The organism is Symplocastrum torsivum, assembly GCF_059505465.1.
On sequence record NZ_JCACKQ010000121.1, the window covers coordinates 22,992 to 44,403 of the forward strand.

General features: G+C 45.3%; 18 protein-coding genes and 1 CRISPR repeat array. Of the genes, 6 read left to right on the forward strand and 12 right to left on the reverse strand.

The genetic code is table 11. The annotated features are described in order from the left end of the window. Positions 1 to 481 precede the first annotated feature (481 nt). Both AC5JL3_RS29630 and AC5JL3_RS29635 read left to right on the forward strand, forming a co-directional pair. Positions 482 to 3,940 carry a DUF8508 domain-containing protein gene (locus tag AC5JL3_RS29630; RefSeq protein WP_496077866.1) on the forward strand — a complete coding sequence of 1,153 codons (3,459 nt, stop codon included), beginning with the start codon at positions 482 to 484 and terminating at the stop codon, positions 3,938 to 3,940. 187 nt (positions 3,941 to 4,127) lie between these two features. Continuing rightward, positions 4,128 to 4,619 carry a DUF427 domain-containing protein gene (locus AC5JL3_RS29635; protein WP_496077867.1) on the forward strand — a complete coding sequence of 164 codons (492 nt, stop codon included), beginning with the start codon at positions 4,128 to 4,130 and terminating at the stop codon, positions 4,617 to 4,619. 37 nt (positions 4,620 to 4,656) lie between these two features. Here the strand turns inward: AC5JL3_RS29635 and AC5JL3_RS29640 are convergent, their stop codons facing one another. The 12 genes from AC5JL3_RS29640 to AC5JL3_RS29695 form a co-directional block, all read right to left on the reverse strand. Beyond that, positions 4,657 to 5,643: an NAD-dependent epimerase/dehydratase family protein gene (locus AC5JL3_RS29640; protein WP_496077868.1), complete on the reverse strand. Its 987-nt coding sequence runs from the start codon at positions 5,641 to 5,643 to the stop codon at positions 4,657 to 4,659. A gap of 367 nt (positions 5,644 to 6,010) precedes the next feature. Continuing rightward, positions 6,011 to 7,075 (reverse strand): uroporphyrinogen decarboxylase, encoded by a 1,065-nt coding sequence (gene hemE / locus AC5JL3_RS29645; RefSeq protein WP_496077869.1) that lies wholly within the window; start codon positions 7,073 to 7,075, stop codon positions 6,011 to 6,013. 151 nt (positions 7,076 to 7,226) lie between these two features. After that, positions 7,227 to 7,555: direct repeats of the CRISPR family, unit length 37 nt; unit sequence GTTTCAATCCCTGATAGGGATTCATAGTGGTTGGAAC. A 266-nt stretch (positions 7,556 to 7,821) separates the two neighbouring features. Next, positions 7,822 to 8,106, reverse strand: a complete 285-nt coding sequence (gene cas2 / locus AC5JL3_RS29650) for a CRISPR-associated endonuclease Cas2 (protein WP_496077870.1) — start codon at positions 8,104 to 8,106, stop codon at positions 7,822 to 7,824. Between the two features lie 20 nt (positions 8,107 to 8,126). After that, positions 8,127 to 9,131, reverse strand: coding sequence for a type I-D CRISPR-associated endonuclease Cas1d (gene cas1d, locus AC5JL3_RS29655; protein ID WP_496077871.1), 1,005 nt, complete (start codon positions 9,129 to 9,131; stop codon positions 8,127 to 8,129). 220 nt (positions 9,132 to 9,351) lie between these two features. After that, the gene (gene cas4 / locus AC5JL3_RS29660; protein ID WP_496077872.1) at positions 9,352 to 9,945 is read right to left on the reverse strand and encodes a CRISPR-associated protein Cas4; all 594 of its coding nucleotides are present in this window, start codon (positions 9,943 to 9,945) and stop codon (positions 9,352 to 9,354) included. A gap of 118 nt (positions 9,946 to 10,063) precedes the next feature. Then, positions 10,064 to 10,885 carry a CRISPR-associated endoribonuclease Cas6 gene (gene cas6, locus AC5JL3_RS29665; protein WP_496077873.1) on the reverse strand — a complete coding sequence of 274 codons (822 nt, stop codon included), beginning with the start codon at positions 10,883 to 10,885 and terminating at the stop codon, positions 10,064 to 10,066. 65 nt (positions 10,886 to 10,950) lie between these two features. Next, the gene (locus tag AC5JL3_RS29670; RefSeq protein WP_496077874.1) at positions 10,951 to 11,562 is read right to left on the reverse strand and encodes a hypothetical protein; all 612 of its coding nucleotides are present in this window, start codon (positions 11,560 to 11,562) and stop codon (positions 10,951 to 10,953) included. A gap of 39 nt (positions 11,563 to 11,601) precedes the next feature. Continuing rightward, the gene (locus tag AC5JL3_RS29675; protein ID WP_496077875.1) at positions 11,602 to 11,868 is read right to left on the reverse strand and encodes a hypothetical protein; all 267 of its coding nucleotides are present in this window, start codon (positions 11,866 to 11,868) and stop codon (positions 11,602 to 11,604) included. Positions 11,869 to 11,942: 74 nt separating this feature from the next. After that, positions 11,943 to 14,639 (reverse strand): CRISPR-associated helicase Cas3', encoded by a 2,697-nt coding sequence (gene cas3 / locus AC5JL3_RS29680; RefSeq protein ID WP_496077876.1) that lies wholly within the window; start codon positions 14,637 to 14,639, stop codon positions 11,943 to 11,945. Further along, a complete protein-coding gene (locus AC5JL3_RS29685; protein WP_496077877.1) occupies positions 14,632 to 15,420 on the reverse strand; it encodes a hypothetical protein in 789 nt (262 codons plus the stop codon). The genes cas3 and AC5JL3_RS29685 overlap by 8 nt, the downstream gene beginning before the upstream one ends. Before the next feature lie 48 nt (positions 15,421 to 15,468). After that, complete coding sequence (locus AC5JL3_RS29690) at positions 15,469 to 16,341, reverse strand: hypothetical protein (RefSeq protein ID WP_496077878.1); 873 nt, start codon at positions 16,339 to 16,341, stop codon at positions 15,469 to 15,471. Between the two features lie 2 nt (positions 16,342 to 16,343). Beyond that, the gene (locus AC5JL3_RS29695) at positions 16,344 to 18,788 is read right to left on the reverse strand and encodes a hypothetical protein (protein ID WP_496077879.1); all 2,445 of its coding nucleotides are present in this window, start codon (positions 18,786 to 18,788) and stop codon (positions 16,344 to 16,346) included. Between the two features lie 290 nt (positions 18,789 to 19,078). On the opposite strand from AC5JL3_RS29695, the gene AC5JL3_RS29700 reads away from it, so the two are divergent. From AC5JL3_RS29700 to AC5JL3_RS29715, 4 genes are all read left to right on the forward strand, one after another. Then, positions 19,079 to 19,957 (forward strand): helix-turn-helix transcriptional regulator, encoded by an 879-nt coding sequence (locus AC5JL3_RS29700; RefSeq protein ID WP_496077880.1) that lies wholly within the window; start codon positions 19,079 to 19,081, stop codon positions 19,955 to 19,957. A gap of 36 nt (positions 19,958 to 19,993) precedes the next feature. After that, positions 19,994 to 20,146: a WCX domain-containing protein gene (locus AC5JL3_RS29705; protein ID WP_496077881.1), complete on the forward strand. Its 153-nt coding sequence runs from the start codon at positions 19,994 to 19,996 to the stop codon at positions 20,144 to 20,146. A gap of 155 nt (positions 20,147 to 20,301) precedes the next feature. Further along, entirely contained in the window at positions 20,302 to 20,808 is a 507-nt protein-coding gene (locus tag AC5JL3_RS29710; protein ID WP_496077882.1) for a pyridoxamine 5'-phosphate oxidase family protein, read from the forward strand. A gap of 7 nt (positions 20,809 to 20,815) precedes the next feature. Beyond that, positions 20,816 to 21,349 carry a CAP domain-containing protein gene (locus tag AC5JL3_RS29715; protein ID WP_496077883.1) on the forward strand — a complete coding sequence of 178 codons (534 nt, stop codon included), beginning with the start codon at positions 20,816 to 20,818 and terminating at the stop codon, positions 21,347 to 21,349. Positions 21,350 to 21,412 lie beyond the last annotated feature (63 nt).

Below are 21,412 nucleotides of genomic sequence, written 5' to 3' on the forward strand. Positions count from 1 at the left end.
ATGGGGTGGCAAGTTAAAAGACCAAGTAATATGTCTGTAGCTTATTTAACATTTCCTTGAGGAAATACTCGTCAATCCTTAACATCTAGCTTGTATTTTCAAATATGGCTCTTGTAAACAAGCGCCTCTATCCCGCTGCTCATTTTGATCTTAGATACAGCACCAACTAATGATGTTGAACAGCGATCGCTTTTTTTGGATGACTGATGTGTTTAAAACTACTGCGCCGAGTCTTGAGAAAAATTGTCTTAGAACTTCAGTGATACCTGGCAACTAGGTCAGCGATTTTATTAAGCATGGGTTAACCCTCCCTAAAGTCTTGTAAGCGCCTCCTTCAAGCTGATCCAATCTCAATAAACAGTGCTAATAACTAGGTCTGGAAATTCAATCCGGAGCTAGCTAAAACTCTGCGGAAAAAAGCGATCGCATCTCAGTAACTCAAACACTCAAACACTCCAACAACTACCGCAAGGAAATTTTCATGGCTCCCACAACGCTCTCGGCTGGTGACATCGCTATTACTGGTTTTAACTTTGATAATCCTGATGAGTTTAGTTTTGTATTACTAACGGATATTGGCTCTGGAACGAGTATTTCGTTTACAGATAATGGCTGGCTTAGCAGTGGTGGCTTTAGAAGTGGCGAGGGAACCTTTACCTGGACGGCTAGCACAGATCTTACAGCAGGAACTATTATCACTCCCAGCCTCAGTAGTGTGGCATTTTCGGCTGATGGTGATCAAATTCTTGCCTACCAAGGCACAGCAATCAGTCCGACCTTTATTTATGCGGTAAACAGTGACGGTTCAGGGTGGGCAACTGATGCAACCAATTCCAACACCTCGGCATTGCCGGCTGGTTTAACGAATGGCTTAACAGCCGTATCTATTCCAGAAGTTGATAACGCAATCTACAACATCAGCAATGGCACGTCTGGAACCAAGGCAGAATTACTAGAGAAAATCAGCAACTCAGCTAACTGGACAGTCAACGACACTACCCGATTTACACAACCGTCTGGTTCATTTACAGTCGGTGATAACTCAACCCCATCCCTCAGCTTGAGTATTGCCCCTGCCTCCTTCTCAGAAGCCGCAGGTGAAGCTGCCGCTACTGGCACAGTTACCCGCACCGGAGATATAAGCCAATCTCTCACCGTCACCTTGGCAAGCAGTGACACCAGCGAGGCAACTGTTGCTGCCACTGTGACGATTGCCGCTAATCAGACATCAACTACGTTTGATGTTAGTGCAATTGATGATGCGATCGCAGATGGCTCACAAACCGTAACCTTAACCGCCTCTGCCACTAACTTTACCAGTGGTACAACCAGCCTCACCGTAACAGACGACGACACCACAGCCGGAACTACCCGCATCTACGATATTCAAGGTGCTGCTCATACCTCATCCTTCGCCGGACAAACCGTTACCAACGTACCTGGGATTGTCACCGCTGTTCGTTCTAATGGCTTTTATTTGCAAGACCCCAATCCTGATGCCAATGATGCAACATCAGAAGGGATTTTTGTCTTTACCTCCGCAGCACCTACTGTTATCGTTGGTGACTCAATCTTGGTTAGCGGTACAGTCAGCGAGTTCACTTCCGGCGGTGCTAGTAGTGGGAATCTTTCTATCACCCAAATTGGGGGAAGCCTGACGATTAATAAACTCTCCAGTGGCAATCCTTTACCCGTCGCGACAATTTTGGGTAATGGTGGACGCGCAATCCCCACTCAAGTGATTGACAACGACCAGTTTAGCGCCTTCGACCCAGCCCAAGACGGCATCGACTTCTACGAAAGTGTGGAAGGAATGCTAGTGCAGGTGAATAACGCGGTTGCTGTTGGCCCTACCAGCAATTTTGGTGAAATCCCTGTGGTTGCTGACAATGGGGCGAATGCTACTACCCTTACGCCGCGTGGTGGCATCATTATCCAACCGGGTGACTTTAATCCAGAACGCATCATTATTGATGACGTGTTGGTTTCCTCAGAACCCCAGGTAAATGTCGGTGACAAGTTCAGTGGCACGATTACAGGTGTGATTGACTACAGCTTTGGTAACTACAAGCTGCTGAATACTTCATCCTTACCCAGCGTCACTTCTGGCGGACTGACACGGGAGACGACCACATTAACTGGAACTGAAGACCAACTAACCGTTGCTAGCTTCAACGTTGAGAACCTTGACCCCAGTGATGGCAGTACCAAATTCGCAAGCCTTGCCAATGTCATCGTCAACAATCTCCAATCACCTGACATCATCAGCTTAGAGGAAATCCAGGACAACAACGGTGCGACAAATGACAGTGTTGTTGATGCTGACTTAACTTATCAAACTTTAATCGATGCGATCGCAGCCGCAGGTGCCCCAACCTACGAATACCGTCAGGTTAATCCAGTAGACGACCAAGATGGAGGTGAACCTGGGGGTAATATTCGCGTCGGCTTCCTCTTCAACCCTGAGCGAGTTGACTTCGTAGACACTCCCGGCGGTACCTCCACAACCAACACCACAGTAACCAGTGGTGAAGCGGGACTAGAACTTTCCGCGAGTCCGGGTCGAATTATCGACACCGACCTTTCAAATGGCGATGCCTTTGCCAACAGCCGCAAACCTTTGGTAGGCGAGTTTGTCTTCAACGGCAACAGTGTCTTTGTCATCGGCAACCACTTCAACTCCAAAGGTGGCGACCAACCTCTATTTGGCAGCAACCAACCGCCAACACTAACCTCAGAAGCTCAACGCTTACAGCAAGCTGAGATTGTTAACAACTTTGTAGAAAGCATCTTAGCCGAAGACCCTAATGCGAATGTCGTAGTCATGGGCGACCTGAATGACTTTCAGTTCTCAAATCCCCTAGCTACTTTAAAAGGGGACGACTTGACGAACCTGGTTGAGACGTTACCACTCAATGAGCAATATACCTACGTTTTTGAAGGCAACTCCCAAGCACTCGACCACATCCTGGTTAGCGACAATCTCAGCACAACAGCCGCAGCAGAGATTGATATCGTACATCTCAATGCCGAGTTTGCAGATCAAGTCAGCGACCACGACCCACTTGTTGCCCGCTTTACCCTACCGCAAGCGAATAGCACACCTGTCGCCAACAATGACACAGCTACAACTAACGAAGATACAGCCGTAACTATCTCGGTTTTAGCCAACGACACCGATGCTGATGGCAATACTACCATCGTGTCGGAGACATTGGCGATCGCAACTGCCCCTAGCAATGGCACCATCTTAGTCAATGAAGATGGCACACTCACCTATACTCCGAATCTGGAATTTTTCGGCAGCGATAGCTTCACCTATACTGTTCAAGACAATCAAGGCGCTACCTCCAACGCCGGAACCGTTAGCCTCACCGTCAACCCTGTTGTGAACGTCATCAACGGCACTTCAGGCAATGACACCCTTAACGGTACAGACAAGCGCGACGAAATCAATGCAGGCGATAAGAATGACAACCTCTTCGGCAATGCTGGTAGCGATAAGTTATTTGGTGAAGCTGGTAACGATGAACTCTGGGGCGGTAGCGGCAACGACACCCTAGAAGGAGGTATCGGTAACGACAAACTATACGGTGAGGATAGTAAAGACATCCTGATAGGTGGCACAGGTAACGACCAACTCACAGGCGGTGCTGACGATGACATTCTCCGTGGTGGTGCTGGCAACGACCAAGTAACTGGAGGTACTGGCATTGATACCTTCGTCCTCGCTACTGGTGAAGGCAAAGCTACAATCACTGACTTTGTTGTGGGCACCGACTTGATTGGGCTAACCAATAACCTGACATTTGGTACGCTCACAATTACTCAAGATGGCAGTGATACCCAAATTCGTGTCACGAATACCAATGAATTCCTAGCATCACTAACAGGGATTCAATCGAATACCATCACAGAAAACGCTTTTACGCTTGTCTAATACCATATCGGTGGGGGGAGTGCAGACTTTAGTCACAGCCACCGCTTAACAATCCAGATTATCCAAGCCGTTGAGATACAGCTTCTCTATCAGCCGACCGAAAAAGGAACACCCCTCAAGGTACAGCGAAAGGCGATCGCCTCACCTTTACAATAGTTAATATAGGCAAGCAGGAGAATGAATCAGCGTGAACCGCCGTATTGAACCCAAACCTGGTCAAGAGTCTGTCTGGGATTATCCCCGTCCACCCCGACTAGAGGAAACACCGAAACCGATTCAGATTATCTTCAATGGCATCACGATTGCCGATACTCGTAGAGGGCAGCGTGTCCTAGAAACTAGCCATCCTCCGGTTTACTACCTTCCTCCTGAAGACATCAAAATGGAGTATTTAGTAAAATCCGCTCAAGGGTCGTTTTGTGAGTGGAAGGGAAGAGCAATTTACTACACAGTCGTTGTCGGTGACAAACAAGCTACCAATGCGGCTTGGGCTTATCCCACTCCCACACCAACCTTTGCGCCAATCAAAGATTATTTAGCTTTCTATGCTCATCTGATGGATGCTTGTTACGTTGATGGAGAACAAGTGCAGCCACAGCCAGGAAATTTCTATGGCGGTTGGGTTACCAAGGATATTGTCGGACCATTCAAAGGCGGGGCTGGAACTTGGGGTTGGTAGCTTTCAGCAGTCAGCTTTCAGCGTTGAGTAATTTTTATCAGTTCCTAGCTTCAGGAATGCCGCTAATCTTTAGGACATCCGTGAACGTAGGGCAATAGGTTGGTAAACCAAATGTCCCTGGATTAACAACGTCTTGATGGGTAAAATGCCGATAGTTCATCGCAAATCTATCCCAAGCTGCCACCTGAATTCTGAACAGAACGATAATGACGTTGGCAAGCCAGATAGTCAGGGGTAGGCGAAAATAAATCTTTTTCCCTAGATAGGCACAAACATCTTCTACAGCCTGGTTTGCAGTGACTCGTTGATTGCCTAAAACCATGCGATCGCGTATTACTGCATCTTCCTCTAGATTTAAGTCCTTGGAGGACGGATGGTCAACTAAGTAGCGCACGACTTGAGCAATATCTCGTGCGTGGATGAAGTGGAAACTCGCATCCGCTTTCAACCAGCGAATTAGGTCAACCCATTTCACCACATCAGCGATACCAGATGAGACAGCGGAGTAGGGTTTATTGCTATCTCCCCCCAATACCAAAGTTGGAAATAGGGTGGTAATCTTAGAGGCGATCGCTAGTTTTGATAATCGTCCCAGACAGTCGTACTTGGAACGAATATAATCAGAACCCAGTTGACCCGCTTCCTTCAGTAATTCGTTATTCCGATTCAGAATGCTAGCTGTAGAGAAGTAAATAACCTGCTCACAAATACTGGGGTTGAGCAGGTTCATCAACCGGATTGTTTTAACGACATTAATATCAAACGCTTCCTGTGGTCCTCCCCAAGCTGTTGCTGCCAGGATTGCCACATCCATCGTTTTGAGCAACTTATCAAAGCGTTCAATCTCAAGCAAATCAGCTTGGATAATCGTGATACCAGGACGTGCTTCGTAGTCAAATCCGAGTTTGGCTGGGTTCCTGACCAAGAGGTACAACTCATGATCAGTTTCCTGAATCAACGCTTCGGTGATGTAGTGACCAATGCAGCCACTGGCACCCGTCAAAAAAATCCGCTTAGGGTTCATTCAATGTTGGAGGCGACGATTTTGGATTTAACGAGCGGGATAAAACTGGGGCTTGAATAGTTTGGACTTCCGAATCCAAGGATTTGTTTCGTGAGTTCTGGTTGCGTAGTCAGCGCTTGGCGTGTCACCAAAAGCTTGAACTCGCAACCACTAACTCTAATGATAATCAGCTTTTGTTCAACCCGAATGGGGAGAACGAGGGAGGCGTTTAATTGGATTAGGGTGTCTTTAAACCTTCAGATCCCCCCCAGCCCCCCTTAAAAAAGGGGGAGAATCTGCTCAAAGTCCCCCTTTTTAAGGGGGATGCGAGGGGGATCTTCCTTGCTTTGAGTGCAATAACAAATACTTTGAAAACACCCCCTAGGGATTAGGCATGAACGGTTAGTAATTTGTCAGCTTGCTTAGCTGTTTCAAAGAAGAACCGCACATTGTCTTCCGGAGTTCCTGGTAAAACGCCATGACCGAGATTAAAGATATGTCCTCGGTTTCCTGCTTTACGAATGGTATCGAGAATGCGATCGCGGATAAACTCCTGTGAGCCAAATAGCACACCAGGGTCCATATTTCCCTGCACTTTCACATCCCAACCCAATCGCTGTCTCGCCTCTGCCATATCAACCGTCCAGTCTAAACTGACGATATCTACACCAGAGTGCGCCATCCGTTCTAGCACACCTGCACTGCCACTCACCAGCAGAATGAGAGGTGTATCTGGATGCGTTTCCTTAACTTGCTTGACAACTCGCTGCTGATAAGGTAGGGCAAAAGTTTCATAGTCTTGAGGACTGAGTTGACCTGCCCAGGAGTCAAACATTTGGACAACTTGGGCACCACTGTCGATTTGATAGCGGACGTAAACTGCGATCGCATCGGCTAGTTTCCCAAGAAGTTGATGGAGTATGGCGGGTTCTGAGAACGCCATGCCTTTAATCACCGAATAGGTTTTGGAACCCTTACCCTCAACTGCATACGCCGCTAGTGTCCAAGGCGCACCAACAAAGCCTAGTACAGTTGATTGGTTGCCAACTTCCTGCCGTAATGCCTTGAGAATTTCCTGGATAAAGGGAAGAGATTCTTGGGGTTCTAAGGGGTGCAGTTGATCAACTTGTTCTTGGGTGCGGATAGGTGACTCAATGATTGGTCCTTTGCCTTCCGCAATATCCATCTCAATGCCTAGGGCAGGTAGCGGTGTCACAATGTCGGAAAACAAAATCACCCCATCTGGCTGAAATGCTTTCCAAGGTTGCAGCGAGATTTCAATTGCAACATCTGGTCGTTCGGAGCGATCGCGAAATGAAGGATATTTATCCCGTAAATCCCGATAAGCTTTCATATAACGCCCTGCTTGCCGCATCATCCATACGGGCGGACGGTCTAATACTTCGCCACGGGCTGCCCGTAATAGATACGGAACCTGGGTTGAGCCAGTCATCTAAATCTTTACCCTAGATAGTTTTTAAATGCATTTGTTAGCTTATCATTCTCAGTTTACCCCTGTTACTCATTTCTGCCTTTGAGTTGCTGGTAGGGTTCATGTTGGTTGGAACTCTTCAGATATTGTGCCTTCTTCGTGAGCGGCTTCCGTTTCAATCCCTGATAGGGATTCATAGTGGTTGGAACCGGTTCTGCTACCGCATCGAAAGGTTTGAGGAGTTCCCGTTTCAATCCCTGATAGGGATTCATAGTGGTTGGAACCAAACCTCAGTTTCCAAGTCAGCGGCGATACTGGGTTTCAATCCCTGATAGGGATTCATAGTGGTTGGAACTCGTGCTTATTCTGGCTCTTGAGCTTCAGTACTTGAGGTTTCAATCCCTGATAGGGATTCATAGTGGTTGGAACCTTACTTCACGTCAGGATTGCGGCTTGCCAGGGTAGTTTCAATCCCTGATAGGGATTCATAGTGGTTGGAACCGCAGGCACCAGAAAAGCTTACTGTATTTAGTTTTCGAGGTGCAGTTGCGCGAGTTGCAATTATCCTAACACTGAAAGCCATGACTAGCCAGTAAATTCTGAGAGTTCATAAGCTGAAACCATTGCTATTAAAGCAAAAAACAAGTTGCGCGGATGGTGTTAGAGGAGCGATCGCATTTAAACCCTTTTCGACAAGGAAGTTCAGCCATTTTTTGCTTACGCTCCATCTAAACACCTACCCCTCCGCGCACAACGCACCTACATCGCTAGCCCCCACCATCAGCAAAGAAAATCGTGTCATCACGAGGTGGCTCACCACCAATTCTTTCAACCTTTCTCTGACAACCGCAACAGAGAAAGTAAAAGCGGATGCTATCTTGCTCAGGTTTGATCAACTTACTCAGGCGCACTCGTAACTTGGCATACTGAGTCTCGGTTAGGTCGCACTCAAACACACTGAACTGCATCCACTGACCATAAGACTTAAGCAGTGAGTGAATCTTAGTTCGGCGCTTGTCCTCTGAAATATCGTAGCTAATGACAACATACATCAGTGCTATTAACCTCACTTCTACTTGAGAACCAGAGGGGGATATTTCTTGGTTTCGCCCATCAGATACTTCGCCAAGAGTCTCGATTGAATCTCAAATGCTTCCTGGTAGGTACACTGACGACCAAGTACAGGATGCTTGAATTTTGACTGTTTTTTCTGCTCATACAGTCGCAGAAAAGTATGAAGTCCTTCCTTAGTCAAAGAAACAGCCCCAGAGATTGGTTCCGTTGTAAAGTCAGTGGGAGAAAGCGATCGCTTATTCAGTGCAGCTAATGCGATCGCATCTACAACCAAAGGGCGAAACTCTTCCATCAAGTCCAACGCTAGCGAAGGACGACCATACCGTTCAAAGTGTAGATAACCTAGATAAGGGTCAAAGCCAACGATATTCACAGCAGACTGAAGATCGTGACGAAGCAACGAATAGCCTAAGCTGAGTAAAGCATTCACTGGATCAGTTGGCGGACGGCGACGTCTGGCTTCAAACTGAAACTCTGAGCCTTTGATAAGCTGATTGAAGCTACCAAAATAGGCAGCGCTGCCTGCGCCTTCTAAACCTCGCAGTGAATTAATTGTTGCTGTCGTCTCCAGTGGTGCAAGTGCTTGCTCTAACCGAGTAATACCCGATTGCAGACTCACTTCAGGACATTCCCGCTCTCGACGCAGCAGTATATTACGATAGTTTTTCAGCTTACCTCTGACAAAACTTCTGACCAAATGCACTGCCTGTTCAGATTCTCCATCTGCTTGCCACTGCGCTCTACGAACAAAGATATTTTTCGTCATTTCTGGCTCCAAACGACCTAAATAGCGTCCTGTTCCTGTAAGAAAACTCAAAGGAATGTGGCGTTCTAGTAGTTCCATCACGACGGCTGGGGAAACAGTCGCCCGTCCCAACACCACAATGCCATCGACTTTAATGAGAGGTACATCCAAAAGCTTTTGTTGATTGGCTTTCACACACAAACGTTCATCAGTCTTGCCAATAAAGGCATCGTCTTGGGTAACATAAACGGTTCCCATGATTTACTCCTTAGTGAGTTGGGGTATGTTTGCAAACTTCTCGCTTTAGCGAATTCTGAATCCTCGCTTTTAACTTGCAAATCCTGCATTTTGCCCCCTAGGGCGTGTTTTCAAACTTTGTTAGCTTCGTTTATGTAGTGCAGATCCCCCTAAATCCCCCTTTTTAAGGCCGGAGCTTTAGTGAGGAGCTGGGGGGGATCGAAGGGTTTGAAAACACCTTCTAGTAAGCTTCCTGGTAACGTCCTACTTTATCGACAGCCTGGGGTAAGCATTGGGTGTAAAGACTGCATCCAGAGCAACGTTTGCTGTAAACAGCGCTAGGGACAAGACTCGTGTTCAATAAAGTTGTCACTGCTTGGATGGTGGCAAGTGTACTTTCTCGTAATGCGATCGTCATCTCGACGGGCTGGCGTTGATGAGAGTGGGCATAGTAGATATAGCCTTGATTGATAGTTTTCCCACTCATTTCCTCAAGGCATAAGGCTTGGGCACAGACTTGCAGTTCATCATTGTCCCATTCGCCTCGTCGCCCTCGTTTGTATTCAACTGGATAAATCTGTCCATCGGTGGATTCGATTAAATCAGATTTACCGATGAGCTTGTAACGCTCTGATTTGAGCCAAATTGCTCGAACTTGCCAGGTTTCTTCCCGGTGTCCTTCGCCAACAGTGTGTACGCGATCGTGCAGTCCGGTACCTTCAATGGTGTACTGGTTGTCAGTAAACTCTCCGGCACAGAACATCCGCCAGCAGCGATGAGGACAGTAGGCGTATTGATTCACGGCGGCGATAGGAATGTAGTCAGTGTCATTCATGGATTTGTTAGAGGAGACGCACGGAGTTTTGAACATTGAGCAGAGTAATTTTTCGGCTAAACTACCGATAATTACTGTTATGGGAATTTGGATTGGGTAAGATGAAGGGCGATGAAGACTAACTCAATCGCCGCACCATGCCCATCCCCATCGGTGTCTTTCTACCGACACCACAGTAGAGAGCAAAGTCAGCAAGGGCGTTGATTTGCTTGATAACCAGGGGTTCAACGTCTCCTAAGAGGCGAAAGTTTATAACTCCCACACAGCCAATGAATTTGCTACGTTGGTCGGCTACCATTTCGGTGCGAATATCGAAGAAGCTGGGAAAGAGGGGCTGTTCGATTAGGGTTTTGGGTAGCTCAATTCCGCTGTATTGATTCCAGCGATTGAGTAGACTGTTAAAGACACTCTCTCGTGTAGGGAGGGCTGAGTCATGTTGGCTTTGCCGAAAGGCAGTCGGTGTACAGAAGGAAAATTCAATTTGGCGATCGCATTGGGAAGCCTGTTCGTAGAGTTGGGCATAGGTGCAAAAGTTTGCCCAAGGCTGAGTGGATTGAGGCGTACCCAGGAGACTAGTAATCTGCAAATCAGCAGAACCGAGATGCCAAGGGTGTTGAGGATTGAGGTTGAGCCAAAGTTGATTTAGGTGACCAAATAAGGCATCATCAAGCAGAGAAATGCGCCACCAGCAAGGCATACCAGCAGGAATCGGTTGGTTGTGTTGCCACTGTAAAATCGGGTCACGAGTCGGACGCTTGGCAATCTGAAGGGGGCTGAGAGTAAAGGCTTTTTGCTCTTTTTGCTCGTGAAGGCGATCGCCTAATTTGCGATCGACGTAGCTTACAAGGTTGAGAAAGAGGGCGTGTAGATGGCGTCCCGTGAGGAACTGGGGGTAGATGGGTGAGGCAGGAATGAGATTAAGGACTAAGCTATGTGGCATTGCTCATACATCCCGAAAACGATACTAGGATGGTGCTGTAAATTGATGTGCAAACTGAATGTTGACTAAATCAACAAAGCATTTACAAGAATACGCATGAGTGGTTCTAAGTCTTCTGTCACCCGATAGCTATTGAAACCCTGGTCAATTTGTTTCTTTGCGCGATGTAAAACCCCAAACTGCCAAAGGGTTCCAGTTGTGACAGCTCCCATGATTTCTGGCTGTTGTGTTGAATCTGTCCACAGATCTAAAGCAATCAGGTCTGCTGCTAATTGGGTAAAGCTATTGGTCAGATATTCCTGTTTTGCTTTAATAACTAGTAATCTCGTCTGAGTCCTAAGCAAGTAATCAAAACATCCCTGAAGCGGCTCTGTTACTTTAATTGGATACTCAATTTTTAGCTGGGCATGGGTGTAGTGAACTAAATCGAGTACAACCGGAGCAATGAGAATTTCTCGACGGCTTGCTTCATTTGCTAAGTTGACGTAGGGCAAAACTTCCTCAATTCGTTCTCTCAGTTCTGAAAGGCGATCGAGTTCTCCAGAGTACTGGGGCAAGTTCAACCTTTTACGAGTTAGGGAGTAGCCAAATTCAGCAACCAGTTCGTCTACTTCTATTTTGAGTTCAAAGATTTTGCTTGCGGTATAGGATTGATTCAGATCGAGTGCTTTTGCCATAGTGCATGACTCCTAATCTCTAGATTCCACTGGGGAAGTTTAGCGATAAGACAGGTATGACTCATCTGCAACGGGGTTGAAGCCACCAAGGTAAACAACTTCTACAAATGGCACACTAGGAACAGGTTCGTACTGCTCATCAGTGCGACCATGTGCGCCATAGTAGTGCTGTTTATTGACATTAAGTTGAATGGATTCGGCTTTCACGATAGTGACATCGTTGTAGCCGCCTTCGTAGCCACCCACAACTACAGGTGTGTCTGAGTCAAATTTAGAGAGTGCTTCGATTAGTTCTTTAATGGTCATTGTTGAGTTTCCTGGGTAGATGCGATCGCCTAGACTATCACTTACTTTCTAACGGTTGTTACCATTTGTTGTGCTTAGTAATCTACTCTTTCTTTGCTGAGAGATTTTGTATAGCTTACGATTGCTTTGTGTTTACCTTCTACATGCAACAGTTTTTCATCAGCACCATCAACCCACTTTTTTATGAAGATTCTAGGAAGCTCCACAAAACCTAGTTCTTCATCATAGGAATATGATTGCAAAGAAACATCATAAACTACCCCCTTTTTTTCTGGATGAATTCTGATAGTGATTTCCTTTCCATAAGCTGACCCCCATCTAAGTAAGTGTTCTGTATCCCAACGTGTATTTTCCTTGTCGTACCATTTTTCATAGGCATGAATATTTGCATACTGTTCGCCAGTGTAAAGCCTATCGATTGGCACTGAGATGCTATGAGTTTCTTGACTAATGAATTCTAGCTTGACTGATGGAGTCCAACTTCTGGTAGGAATCAAACCACGTTTATGGAGATGCTGACAAGTTCGATTAGCTTGGTAGACATATTCATGGAGCATAGAAAATAGTTCAACAACTCGATAATCATCTACCTGTTGAGTAACAGAGATACACTCTGAAATTTTTGCAGTTTCAAAACTTGCCAAATCTCGGAGCGTATTTTGATACTTCTGCAATGCAGCCTCATCAAGAGTATTAGCAAAATCAGGAATATCATCACCTACTAGGATTATTTTTGCATCTGGTACATTTCCTTTACGGTTGCAGCGTCCAGCTCTCTGAACCAGATTTTCAGGCGGACAAATCTGGGAAATCAGTACATCGCTATTTAAATCGCAGCCTACTTCGATAGCACTGGTTGTTATCAGGATGTAAGATTGATTGCCTGCATCTCGTTTTTGCAGTTGTTTGTAAATATCGGGTCTAACTTGATCTGCAATTCTACCATGATAGAGAAATAAGAATCTCTCGTCATTCTCACTATTAATGCCAAACTGAAATTTTAGCTGCTGATAAATTGCAGCGGCATCTTTGACTGTTTCAACTACAGCAATGATTCTGCGGTTTGGTTTTACTTGCCATTCCTTAATAATGATTTGAGCAAACTCATTTTGGAAAGCTTCCGGATTTTCTCTGTCACGCTTAAGACTGCTAATCCATTCAAATTCTCTTTGATTTACGTGAGGTTGCTTTAGAACCTGCTGCTGAAACTGGAAGAATTCCTCAGCATTTTCAGTATCATCAATATAATCAATAATATCCAGATAATCAAAACGCTCAATGTGTTCTTGCGGCATGGTAGCCGTCATCAAAACAAGCGATCGCCCTGCTTCATAAAGTGACTTTAATAGGCTGTGGAAGTTAGTAAATGAGATATCGTCGTAGCTATGAGCCTCATCAAAGCAGATTAAAGTCTCTTTCTGGTTAATTCTGAGAGGAAAAACGAAGGACTTGTGCGAGTCGCCAAAGGCAAAATAGCGATAAAGGAACTTATCTAGTGTCGTTAAAATCACATCTCCCTTGTAAAGATGACGCCTGGGATTAATTCTAGGTTTAATTTCCTCACCGTTGCGATATACCCAACGATACATCTGCGCTCCCGTATCAACCACGAGAGATAGTTCACGTTCTGGTTGTAATTTCGAGAATTGCTTGAGGTATCTCTCAACCCGCTCTTTTTGGTCTTCTAGCAAACTGCGAGCAGGAAGCGGCAAAAAAAGACGATAGCCCTGAGCTAAAGCCGGAAATAGAATAGATTCAGTTTTTCCTGAACCCGTAGGAGCTTTGAGTAAAATTGTGGGATGCTTATTATGAGCGATCGCATCAAACATTTCTTCTTGCATTGGGTTAGGAATAAACTTATCTCCGCCCAATGCCTTGTATATAGTTTGGCAATCCCAATGTTTCAGATTATTAACTGATTCATAGGGTTTAAGGATAGCTGGCTTAGGTTCTGCTTTTTCAGGCTTGCCTTTGTGAAACTGCCACCAATTCTTAACGATTTTATCCAAAGCCGTTCCCAACTTATAATCCTGCTCTGCCTTGATGCAGCTTTGCAAACTCTCCTTATCTTCCTGACTAAGCTGCATAGACCAATATTCAAACGACAAGGGAATAGAGTTGTCTTTGAAAGGCCACGGGTCAATCAAGTAAGTTTGGTTATCTAACTCGGAATTTGCAGTAGTGTAATCCATGAAAGCGCGAGATTCTGCCTGATCGTCATCTCCGATAATTCGGCAAGCTAACTCTGCCTCAATCTGATCGCACATCTCCAATATGTAAAGTTCACGGGCATAAGCAAGAGGCTCTTGAGCCAAGATATCAGCGTATTCTTGTGACTCTTTCTTCAGATTGTAGGAATCGCGGCTGATATCATCAACAGAGAAGTAATGGTGTCCTCTAGCTAAATACTGCGCCCAAGTATCGGAAGTGACAGCTTCAAAGCGATGTCCTTTAAAGGAGTAAATATACTCCTTGAATTTTCCTTTTGGATCATGTTTTGGGGTAGTTTCAACCTTGATAGAAAAAGTCTGAGGCTTTGCCATATCATGAACTTTGGCAGCTTCCAAAACTCGTTTGAAAGATGCTTGTCTGTCTGACACTGTTGCGCCTGGGAAGTCATCAAGGTTCCAAGCTCGGACTAACCGCACAACATTACCGACGTGATTCCCAAGCGGTTGAAAATATATTTTATTGGGGATAGGTGTCTTAGGCTTTTCGGGAAAAAAGACGCGACCAAAATTATAAGGATGCTTGCGTTCTGGCTTAGACATAAACTTCCCCTTTCAACAGGTTTACGAGAGAGACAGGGATATAGATTTCCCCATTGGTGTAGTAATCGAGTGTAGGAGCAGGATTGATGGAATGGGAGAAATAGGCTGCAACAAAAGGAACAAAACCTTGGATAGAGGTAGGATTGCTGTCTAAAAATCCTTCCTGTTCAGAGTGAGTTTGGACATCTATTGCCCAGTTGTAGCGATAAAGGTTGTAAATATCGCAACCGCCTACAAATTGACGATCCTGTAGCAGTGCTTCCATCGGCAGAAGTGTTGATGGATGAGCGGCAATAGTTGTGCGTTCTAGCTCGATTGGTTCTTCAGAAACTTCTGTAATTACTGCATAGCCTTCTTTGCCAAGTTTGCAGCCATACCCTTCTAAGTCTTGGAAGTGTTCTAGCCCAGCAGCAGATTCACTAACTACATAAGCAACCAATTCCTCTGCAATCAGATACTCCCAGGTGTGAAGCTGAAAATTTGCTCTGTCCTCCTCCACATACAATCTGGAAAAAGTATCGTGAGTAAACTCGCGCATTCCTTTGCGATAGGTACGGTGAACTCCACTCCATTTACTCGATACTGGATACGCCCCCAGAGCTAAGTAACGAGGCGGCAAGGCATAAGTTGGCGGATTGTCCTTATTGACAGAAGTTTCAGGAATTTCTAGCCCCGCACTTAGCATTACCAGTCTTCGCAGGAATCCAGATAGAGTGGTTGGAGGAACAAAGGGGTAAGTCGCAATGTTGAGAATTGACCCAGGCAGAATGCGAAATGTCATTGCTGCCGTAGGCTGAATTTTGAATTCAAGGCAGTACATAGGTTATGCCTATAAAACGTGGTCAACGAAGTTGCTGGAATACTCTTGCAATTTCTCTAAAGCCGCATCACCAATCCATCGCTCAAAGTGGCTTGTCTGAATGTGGTCAGAATTTATTTCTGGTGTCCTAGATAGCCGCATAAACTCCTCAATCGCTACTTCTGGATTAGTTTCTGAAGGAGAGATGATTGGACGCTTACCTTTGGGAACCAGATATCGATCCAGGACTAGCAGAGGTTTTTGATTGTGTTCTGCGATCGCAATTCCCTTCGGATTACCAGAACCAATTCGAGGCAGTGCATCTAGGAAAGCATAGGCAACTGAAGAAAACTCTAGATCGGTGATACTCAGCGCATGATTCGACACTGGATAGAGCAATCCGGGTTGGTTGTATTGGCGTTTGAAAGGAATTGGAGTTTCATCCTTACCCGTTTCAGGGCTTGCAATGCGTGAAGGATGCATCGCTCGTTGCTTATCTACCGGATAAATTTCCTGGACAGCTACGCCACCGCCATGTGTAACACGACCAATTAAAGTTTTTTTCCCAGCAATCAAACCACCATAAGAACTACAGATCGGACAGTCTGGTTCAGCGCAAGTTTTAGGGATACCACACTGTTGTTTATCACCAAGTAGTTCTCCGGTTTTCACGGGTGCCCAAATCAGACATCGCCGCTCTACGCCTCGGCGTTTTGTTGGTGAGATGTAGCATTTTTCTAGCGATCGCCCATCCTTAGTAGATAGCTTCACTGTCTCAACCAGGTTTACATTTACCTGTACCTCATGCCCAAAATAAAGCTCTTGAGAACCTTCGAGAATTGCATAAATGTCAAAGTGTAGACGTGGATTTTTAGCATCAGTTTTTGGAAGTCCAGTAGCCATGATTATTTCTCACTTGTAGATTTCAGTTTGCGAACCAATTCAGGAAAACGGGTGTACAGAGAAAGTTTGAGTTGATAGGTTAAATCTTTCCAATCTTTTTCTTGTGCATAGTCATGTTTGGCAAAATGAGCATAAGCATTGATAACATCATCGGCATAGAACTTCAGGTATATTTTGCCTGAGCTATCTTTTTCTTCACGCCCTCTAATTTCTAGCTTCTCAAGTAACTCTTTAGCCCGTTCATAGATAAAGTAGTTGCCAGGATAGTGATAAAAACGTGCTTCAACGCTTGTCTTATTTTCATCTCCGAGAGTTGCGTAATAACAGAAAGCTACAGCATCCTCTACTTTTTCAATCAGCTTGCTGACTTCTCGCTCTGTATCCTCTGGTTTTAGCCTTCTGACTGTACTCTCCAATGACTGAGCAAAAGCATAAGTTAAGCCAGTTAAAGCTGCTACATCTCTGTACAAAGTTGCCCGTTTGGATATTTGATTATCTGAATTCATAGAAACTCCTATTACTTCCAAATCTTTTTGCAACCTTTCCCAGTAAGCTTCACGAACCTGTTCTAACGTCAGAACATGAGAAACGCTAGAATTTTTTGTAAGGCTATACTCTGCTAAAAAAGGTAAATCTTGCTCTACATAGCGCACTGCATCACCTAGAGTCATATTGATTTCTTTTCCAGAAATAACAATCGACTGGCTATAGCCCTCCATTAAACCTTTAATAAAAATTAAGTACCTACTTTCAAGATGAATTGGATGACTACTCTGGGTAAATAACGAAAAATTAAAATCGCCTAGAACCTCAGCGGGGAAAATAGAAGCTACTTTTACCAAGGCATACTGAATCTGACCCAGCTTTTGAGATGCAAAATCACCTCCATTAGTCCGATCTGAAGCTAGCACTAAATATCGACCTGCACTTAGATGTAGCTCTTTACTAGTCAGCATCCTGATGTAATCTTTGATCTTTAATTCAGTAGCTGTGCTTCCATCAGTAGGTTCAAGTCGAAGAATTATACTCTCCTCTGTAACCTTCAGTGGAGAGGCAAATGCTAACGCTGAACAAGATGAACAGATATATGGTCTGCCTTCACTGGATGACGACTGGCGACGCTGAGATGGTCGCTCAAACATGAATCTGAGAACTTGCCATTTTGCAGTTTTTGGATCGAGAGCAACACCGCAGGAATAGCAAAATTCTTTGCTGTCATCTCCAGGCGATCGCACAGCTGACAAAACGGGTTTCTCCGTCAGTAGAGGTTCAGGTAATGGCTCACTCGGCTTAGTCTCCAACAGGCGATACATCTCAGAAATGCACTGAGTAAATATGTCACCACGAGTCGAGTTAATTTGGTCTGTAGCCGTTCTACTAAAGTTATTGGCAAGAGAGTCAATAACCTTAAACCTAGTAGGGTTTTGTTTTTGGTCTAATTGAACAAACTCAAATGGATTTCCCCCACATTGCTCCAGCAGATTTAGTTTGTCTTGAACAGACTCTTGACTAAAGATAACTTTTTCTCTAAGTTTTTCTTGCTGATTCTGTAGCTTGCGCTGTTGAGCTTTAGATAGTCCCGGTTCGGTGAATTTTATTTCAATTGCATTTAATTCTTGCCAGAAAGAGTTCTGTTCTTCCAAAATTTTCCTAAACCCTTTCTTAAAATACTCAGTGTATTTCTTCTGTTCCTTTGCCTGCATTGCCTCCTTATCTTTTAACTCCTTTTCCTTAGGCTTACGTGCCTCATCAATTAAATTTTGTATTGCCGCTATTTGCTCCCCACGGCGTTTTTGGCGATTTTTGACATCTCGGAAAACGGCAAAATACCAAGCCGCTAGAACATTTGATTGCTCCTGTGTCAAAATCGGTACGTCTAAAGTACTGAAACCACGTCCAGACAAAGTAATGGCGTTGAGCATTACGATAAACGTCTGCACCAGTCCTGGTAACTTGAACTTGAGATTACCCTTAGCTGAAAAAGCAACATCTTTCAGGAAGCGTTCCCAGTGCGTTTTGAAGTCTCCTAAGGCTTTGTTAACTGGGATGAAAACACGCACATGATGGTTACTTTCATCCAGCACAACTATCTGGTGTAACTTTTGCAGATACTCCAAAAACCTATCTATCGCGCTTTCAATAGCCAGTCGAGCTTGTAATTCACCAGGTAGCGGTGACTTGAATAAAATTTGAATCTTGCCGATTTCCTGGTCTTGATAAATTACCCTATCTCCATCAGAATCCAGATCCAGAGAGATGTTACTCACTCCGTTGCTATCTGCAAGCCTTAGCTTCCTGATGAGTTTGGGGTCGTCAAAGGTTTGAGCGATCGCCACCGCATTTGGCTTACTTGCTAACGCCACAATCAACTCCGACCTCTTAACAGGTATGACATCTGCGGCTAGGGCGCTAATCAGTATTTTGGTTTGAGCCGTGTCAGTAATCATGCTGAGCCTCGTGAGGATATCCCAGTTTCAGAACTGAGTTTATGGAAGCAAGTAAAGATTTGGAACTGTGAAATCTACCGATATTTCAAGCTCGATAGATTTCTGTTGTGGATTTTTTCAGTGTTTATCTGACAACTTGATCGCCAGATCGACTAGTTCATGCCAGGAAACCTCCATGCGAGAAACATTCCTCTCTCGCCTTGCCCTTGCACTTGTCTGTAATCGAGTCATATACAATTACATTAAAGAGTTTGGCATAGCTTTTTAGAAAGTGCAAGTGTATTTAGGAAATGCCGAGAAAAAAAGAAACGATTACACTGTCAATTCCGCCAGGAACCAAGGAGCAGCTAGAGGCGATTGCTTGCCGATTAAACATTCTCTGGGGCAAAGAACCCAGTGTGTCAGGTTTGATTGTCGCGATCGCACAACAGCAGCTAGAAGTCGGACAGTCTTTCACCCTAAACTCAACTCAAGTAGCAGCGCTACGGCAAGCAACTAAAGTCCTCATTGATTCAGGATACGTTGGAGAAGCTCAAACCCTCTCACATCTGTTGGTAGAGCGGGGAAACCTGGAATCACCCCTGCGCCAATCTCTCCTCCAAGAGGTGAGCCAGCCTACCGTGGCATGGCGTATCCTTGTCGAGCAACACATCAACAATCAGCAACCCTTTCGTTTGCTTTATGGCAATGCCCAAGAACAGGAGTTGGCGTTCACCGTTCGTTACGCCGAGATTTCCTTTGAAGAAAAGCGTTTTTACCTACAAATCTGGTGTGAAGAGACTGAAGACATCAAAGATAGTGACTTTCCCGAACTCATCCACAATCGCTGTCTACGCCTGGATCGGATTAAGTCAATCGTTGCAATAGACGGACAATGGCGTAAGGAAAGGTTAGATTCCCTAAAAGTGTACTTGCACTTTAAACGAGGAATGGTGAAAGCCTATGAATCAAGAGACGCAGATATAAGTGATGACACATTAGTGGTAAAGGAAGAAAAAGTGCGACAAGTAGTGCGGCGCGTGTCAAATCCCTTCTGGCTAGTTCGAGAAGTCTTACGATACGGGGGAGATTGTGTAGTGGTGTCGCCAGAGAGTGTACGTGAACAAGTAAAGCAAAAGCTGCGGCTTCAATGCCAACAGTATGAATTAGAAGTTAGTAGTGAGGGGTGAATACCAACAACCCGATCAACCGCGAGTCCGGCGAGTGTGAGAAAAATATCGAGTACCTTCTGGTTTCTCCGTGAAGTGATGCAGTATGCGGAAGATTGCGAAATCGTCTCGCCGGAGAGCGTGCGATCGCGTTTCACCCAAAAACTGCTAGCCCTTTGCAATCAGTATGGGCTGAAAATCCAGGATTAGCTGTATGGAAATTAAAACCTAGACAAGCAGAACTCCACCCCTAGACTTAGGCAATCCAGACCTATGAACGTTAACACTGAATCATAGCCTTACGAGCCATTACAACGGTCGTAAGAGAACCTTCATACTCGTGTCGAAATAAAGAGCAACTAGAGATGACAACTTCCATAGACCACAACGAAGAAATTAAGAAGCTGCGTGAACTCGTCAAAGACATTGACACTGGGATGCTAACGACAATAGACGAGGACGGGACTCTGCATAGCCGCCCGATGTCAACGAATGGGGAGATCGAAGCTGATGGTAGCGTCTGGTTCTTCATCTATGCCAGTTCCCATAAAGTCACGGAAGTTGAGCAGCATCAACAAGTCAACGTTAGTTTCTCAGCACCCAATAAGCAACGATATGTCTCAATGTCAGGTACCGCTCAATTAGTGCAAGATCGCAGCAAGATAGAGGAATTGTGGAAGCCAGAACTCCAAGCCTGGTTTCCCAAAGGACTGGATGAACCGGATATTGCTTTGCTTAAGGTCAATGTACAGAAGGCGGAATACTGGGATGCACCGTCAAGCTTTGTGGCACACACGATTGGCTTAGTGAAAGCAATCACCACAGGCGAGAAAGCCAGTAGTGGCGAGAATGAAAAAATCAACCTGAGCTAAACACCCTATGAGATGGTCTGTTTGGGTGGCACTTACCCTGATTTTGTCCGGATGTGATTCTGTCACCCAATTTCTTTCGGAGTTGCCTGAGTTCGATACTCCCTCCAGTTCCCCACCAACTCCCCTTGCTACACCCCAATCTCCTGCAACGGCGCAAATGGAAGCACAGGTGCGCCAGCGGATTAATGAAATTCGTCAAAAGCAGGGTTTGAGTGAACTTCAGAATAATGAAAAGTTAGCTCAGGCTGCGCGTGACTATAGTCAGGAGATGGCAGAGAAAGACTTCTTCAGCCACACCAGTCCGGAGGGTAGCACGATGGTAGAACGGGTACGCTCAGCAGGAATAATTTTCTACTTCATGCTGGGTGAGAATCTGTTTATGTGTACTAATATCCCTCAACCCGTGCCCGCCTCAGTGCAGGGTTGGATGGATAGTCCAGGTCATCGCAAGAATATCTTGCGTCCTGAATATCGAGAAACAGGTATCGGGGTTTGGCGCACAGGTAACAGTTATTACTTCACTCAGTTGTTTATGCGATAGCAAAGCGTAAGAGCTGCTTCGTAAAGAAAAGCTTCAACGTTAATCGCCGGAGAAGGCGAATTT

Bases quoted from the DNA above. Each gene is read 5' to 3' on its own strand.
- AC5JL3_RS29630 (WP_496077866.1), top strand. From the start codon at position 482: ATGGCTCCCACAACGCTCTCGGCTGGTGACATCGCTATTACTGGTTTT.
- AC5JL3_RS29640 (WP_496077868.1), bottom strand. From the start codon at position 5,643: ATGAACCCTAAGCGGATTTTTTTGACGGGTGCCAGTGGCTGCATTGGT.
- hemE (WP_496077869.1), bottom strand. From the start codon at position 7,075: ATGACTGGCTCAACCCAGGTTCCGTATCTATTACGGGCAGCCCGTGGC.
- cas2 (WP_496077870.1), bottom strand. From the start codon at position 8,106: ATGTATGTTGTCATTAGCTACGATATTTCAGAGGACAAGCGCCGAACT.
- cas1d (WP_496077871.1), bottom strand. From the start codon at position 9,131: ATGGGAACCGTTTATGTTACCCAAGACGATGCCTTTATTGGCAAGACT.
- cas4 (WP_496077872.1), bottom strand. From the start codon at position 9,945: ATGAATGACACTGACTACATTCCTATCGCCGCCGTGAATCAATACGCC.
- cas6 (WP_496077873.1), bottom strand. From the start codon at position 10,885: ATGCCACATAGCTTAGTCCTTAATCTCATTCCTGCCTCACCCATCTAC.
- AC5JL3_RS29670 (WP_496077874.1), bottom strand. From the start codon at position 11,562: ATGGCAAAAGCACTCGATCTGAATCAATCCTATACCGCAAGCAAAATC.
- AC5JL3_RS29675 (WP_496077875.1), bottom strand. From the start codon at position 11,868: ATGACCATTAAAGAACTAATCGAAGCACTCTCTAAATTTGACTCAGAC.
- cas3 (WP_496077876.1), bottom strand. From the start codon at position 14,639: ATGTCTAAGCCAGAACGCAAGCATCCTTATAATTTTGGTCGCGTCTTT.
- AC5JL3_RS29685 (WP_496077877.1), bottom strand. From the start codon at position 15,420: ATGACATTTCGCATTCTGCCTGGGTCAATTCTCAACATTGCGACTTAC.
- AC5JL3_RS29690 (WP_496077878.1), bottom strand. From the start codon at position 16,341: ATGGCTACTGGACTTCCAAAAACTGATGCTAAAAATCCACGTCTACAC.
- AC5JL3_RS29695 (WP_496077879.1), bottom strand. From the start codon at position 18,788: ATGATTACTGACACGGCTCAAACCAAAATACTGATTAGCGCCCTAGCC.
- AC5JL3_RS29700 (WP_496077880.1), top strand. From the start codon at position 19,079: ATGCCGAGAAAAAAAGAAACGATTACACTGTCAATTCCGCCAGGAACC.
- AC5JL3_RS29710 (WP_496077882.1), top strand. From the start codon at position 20,302: ATGACAACTTCCATAGACCACAACGAAGAAATTAAGAAGCTGCGTGAA.
- AC5JL3_RS29715 (WP_496077883.1), top strand. From the start codon at position 20,816: ATGAGATGGTCTGTTTGGGTGGCACTTACCCTGATTTTGTCCGGATGT.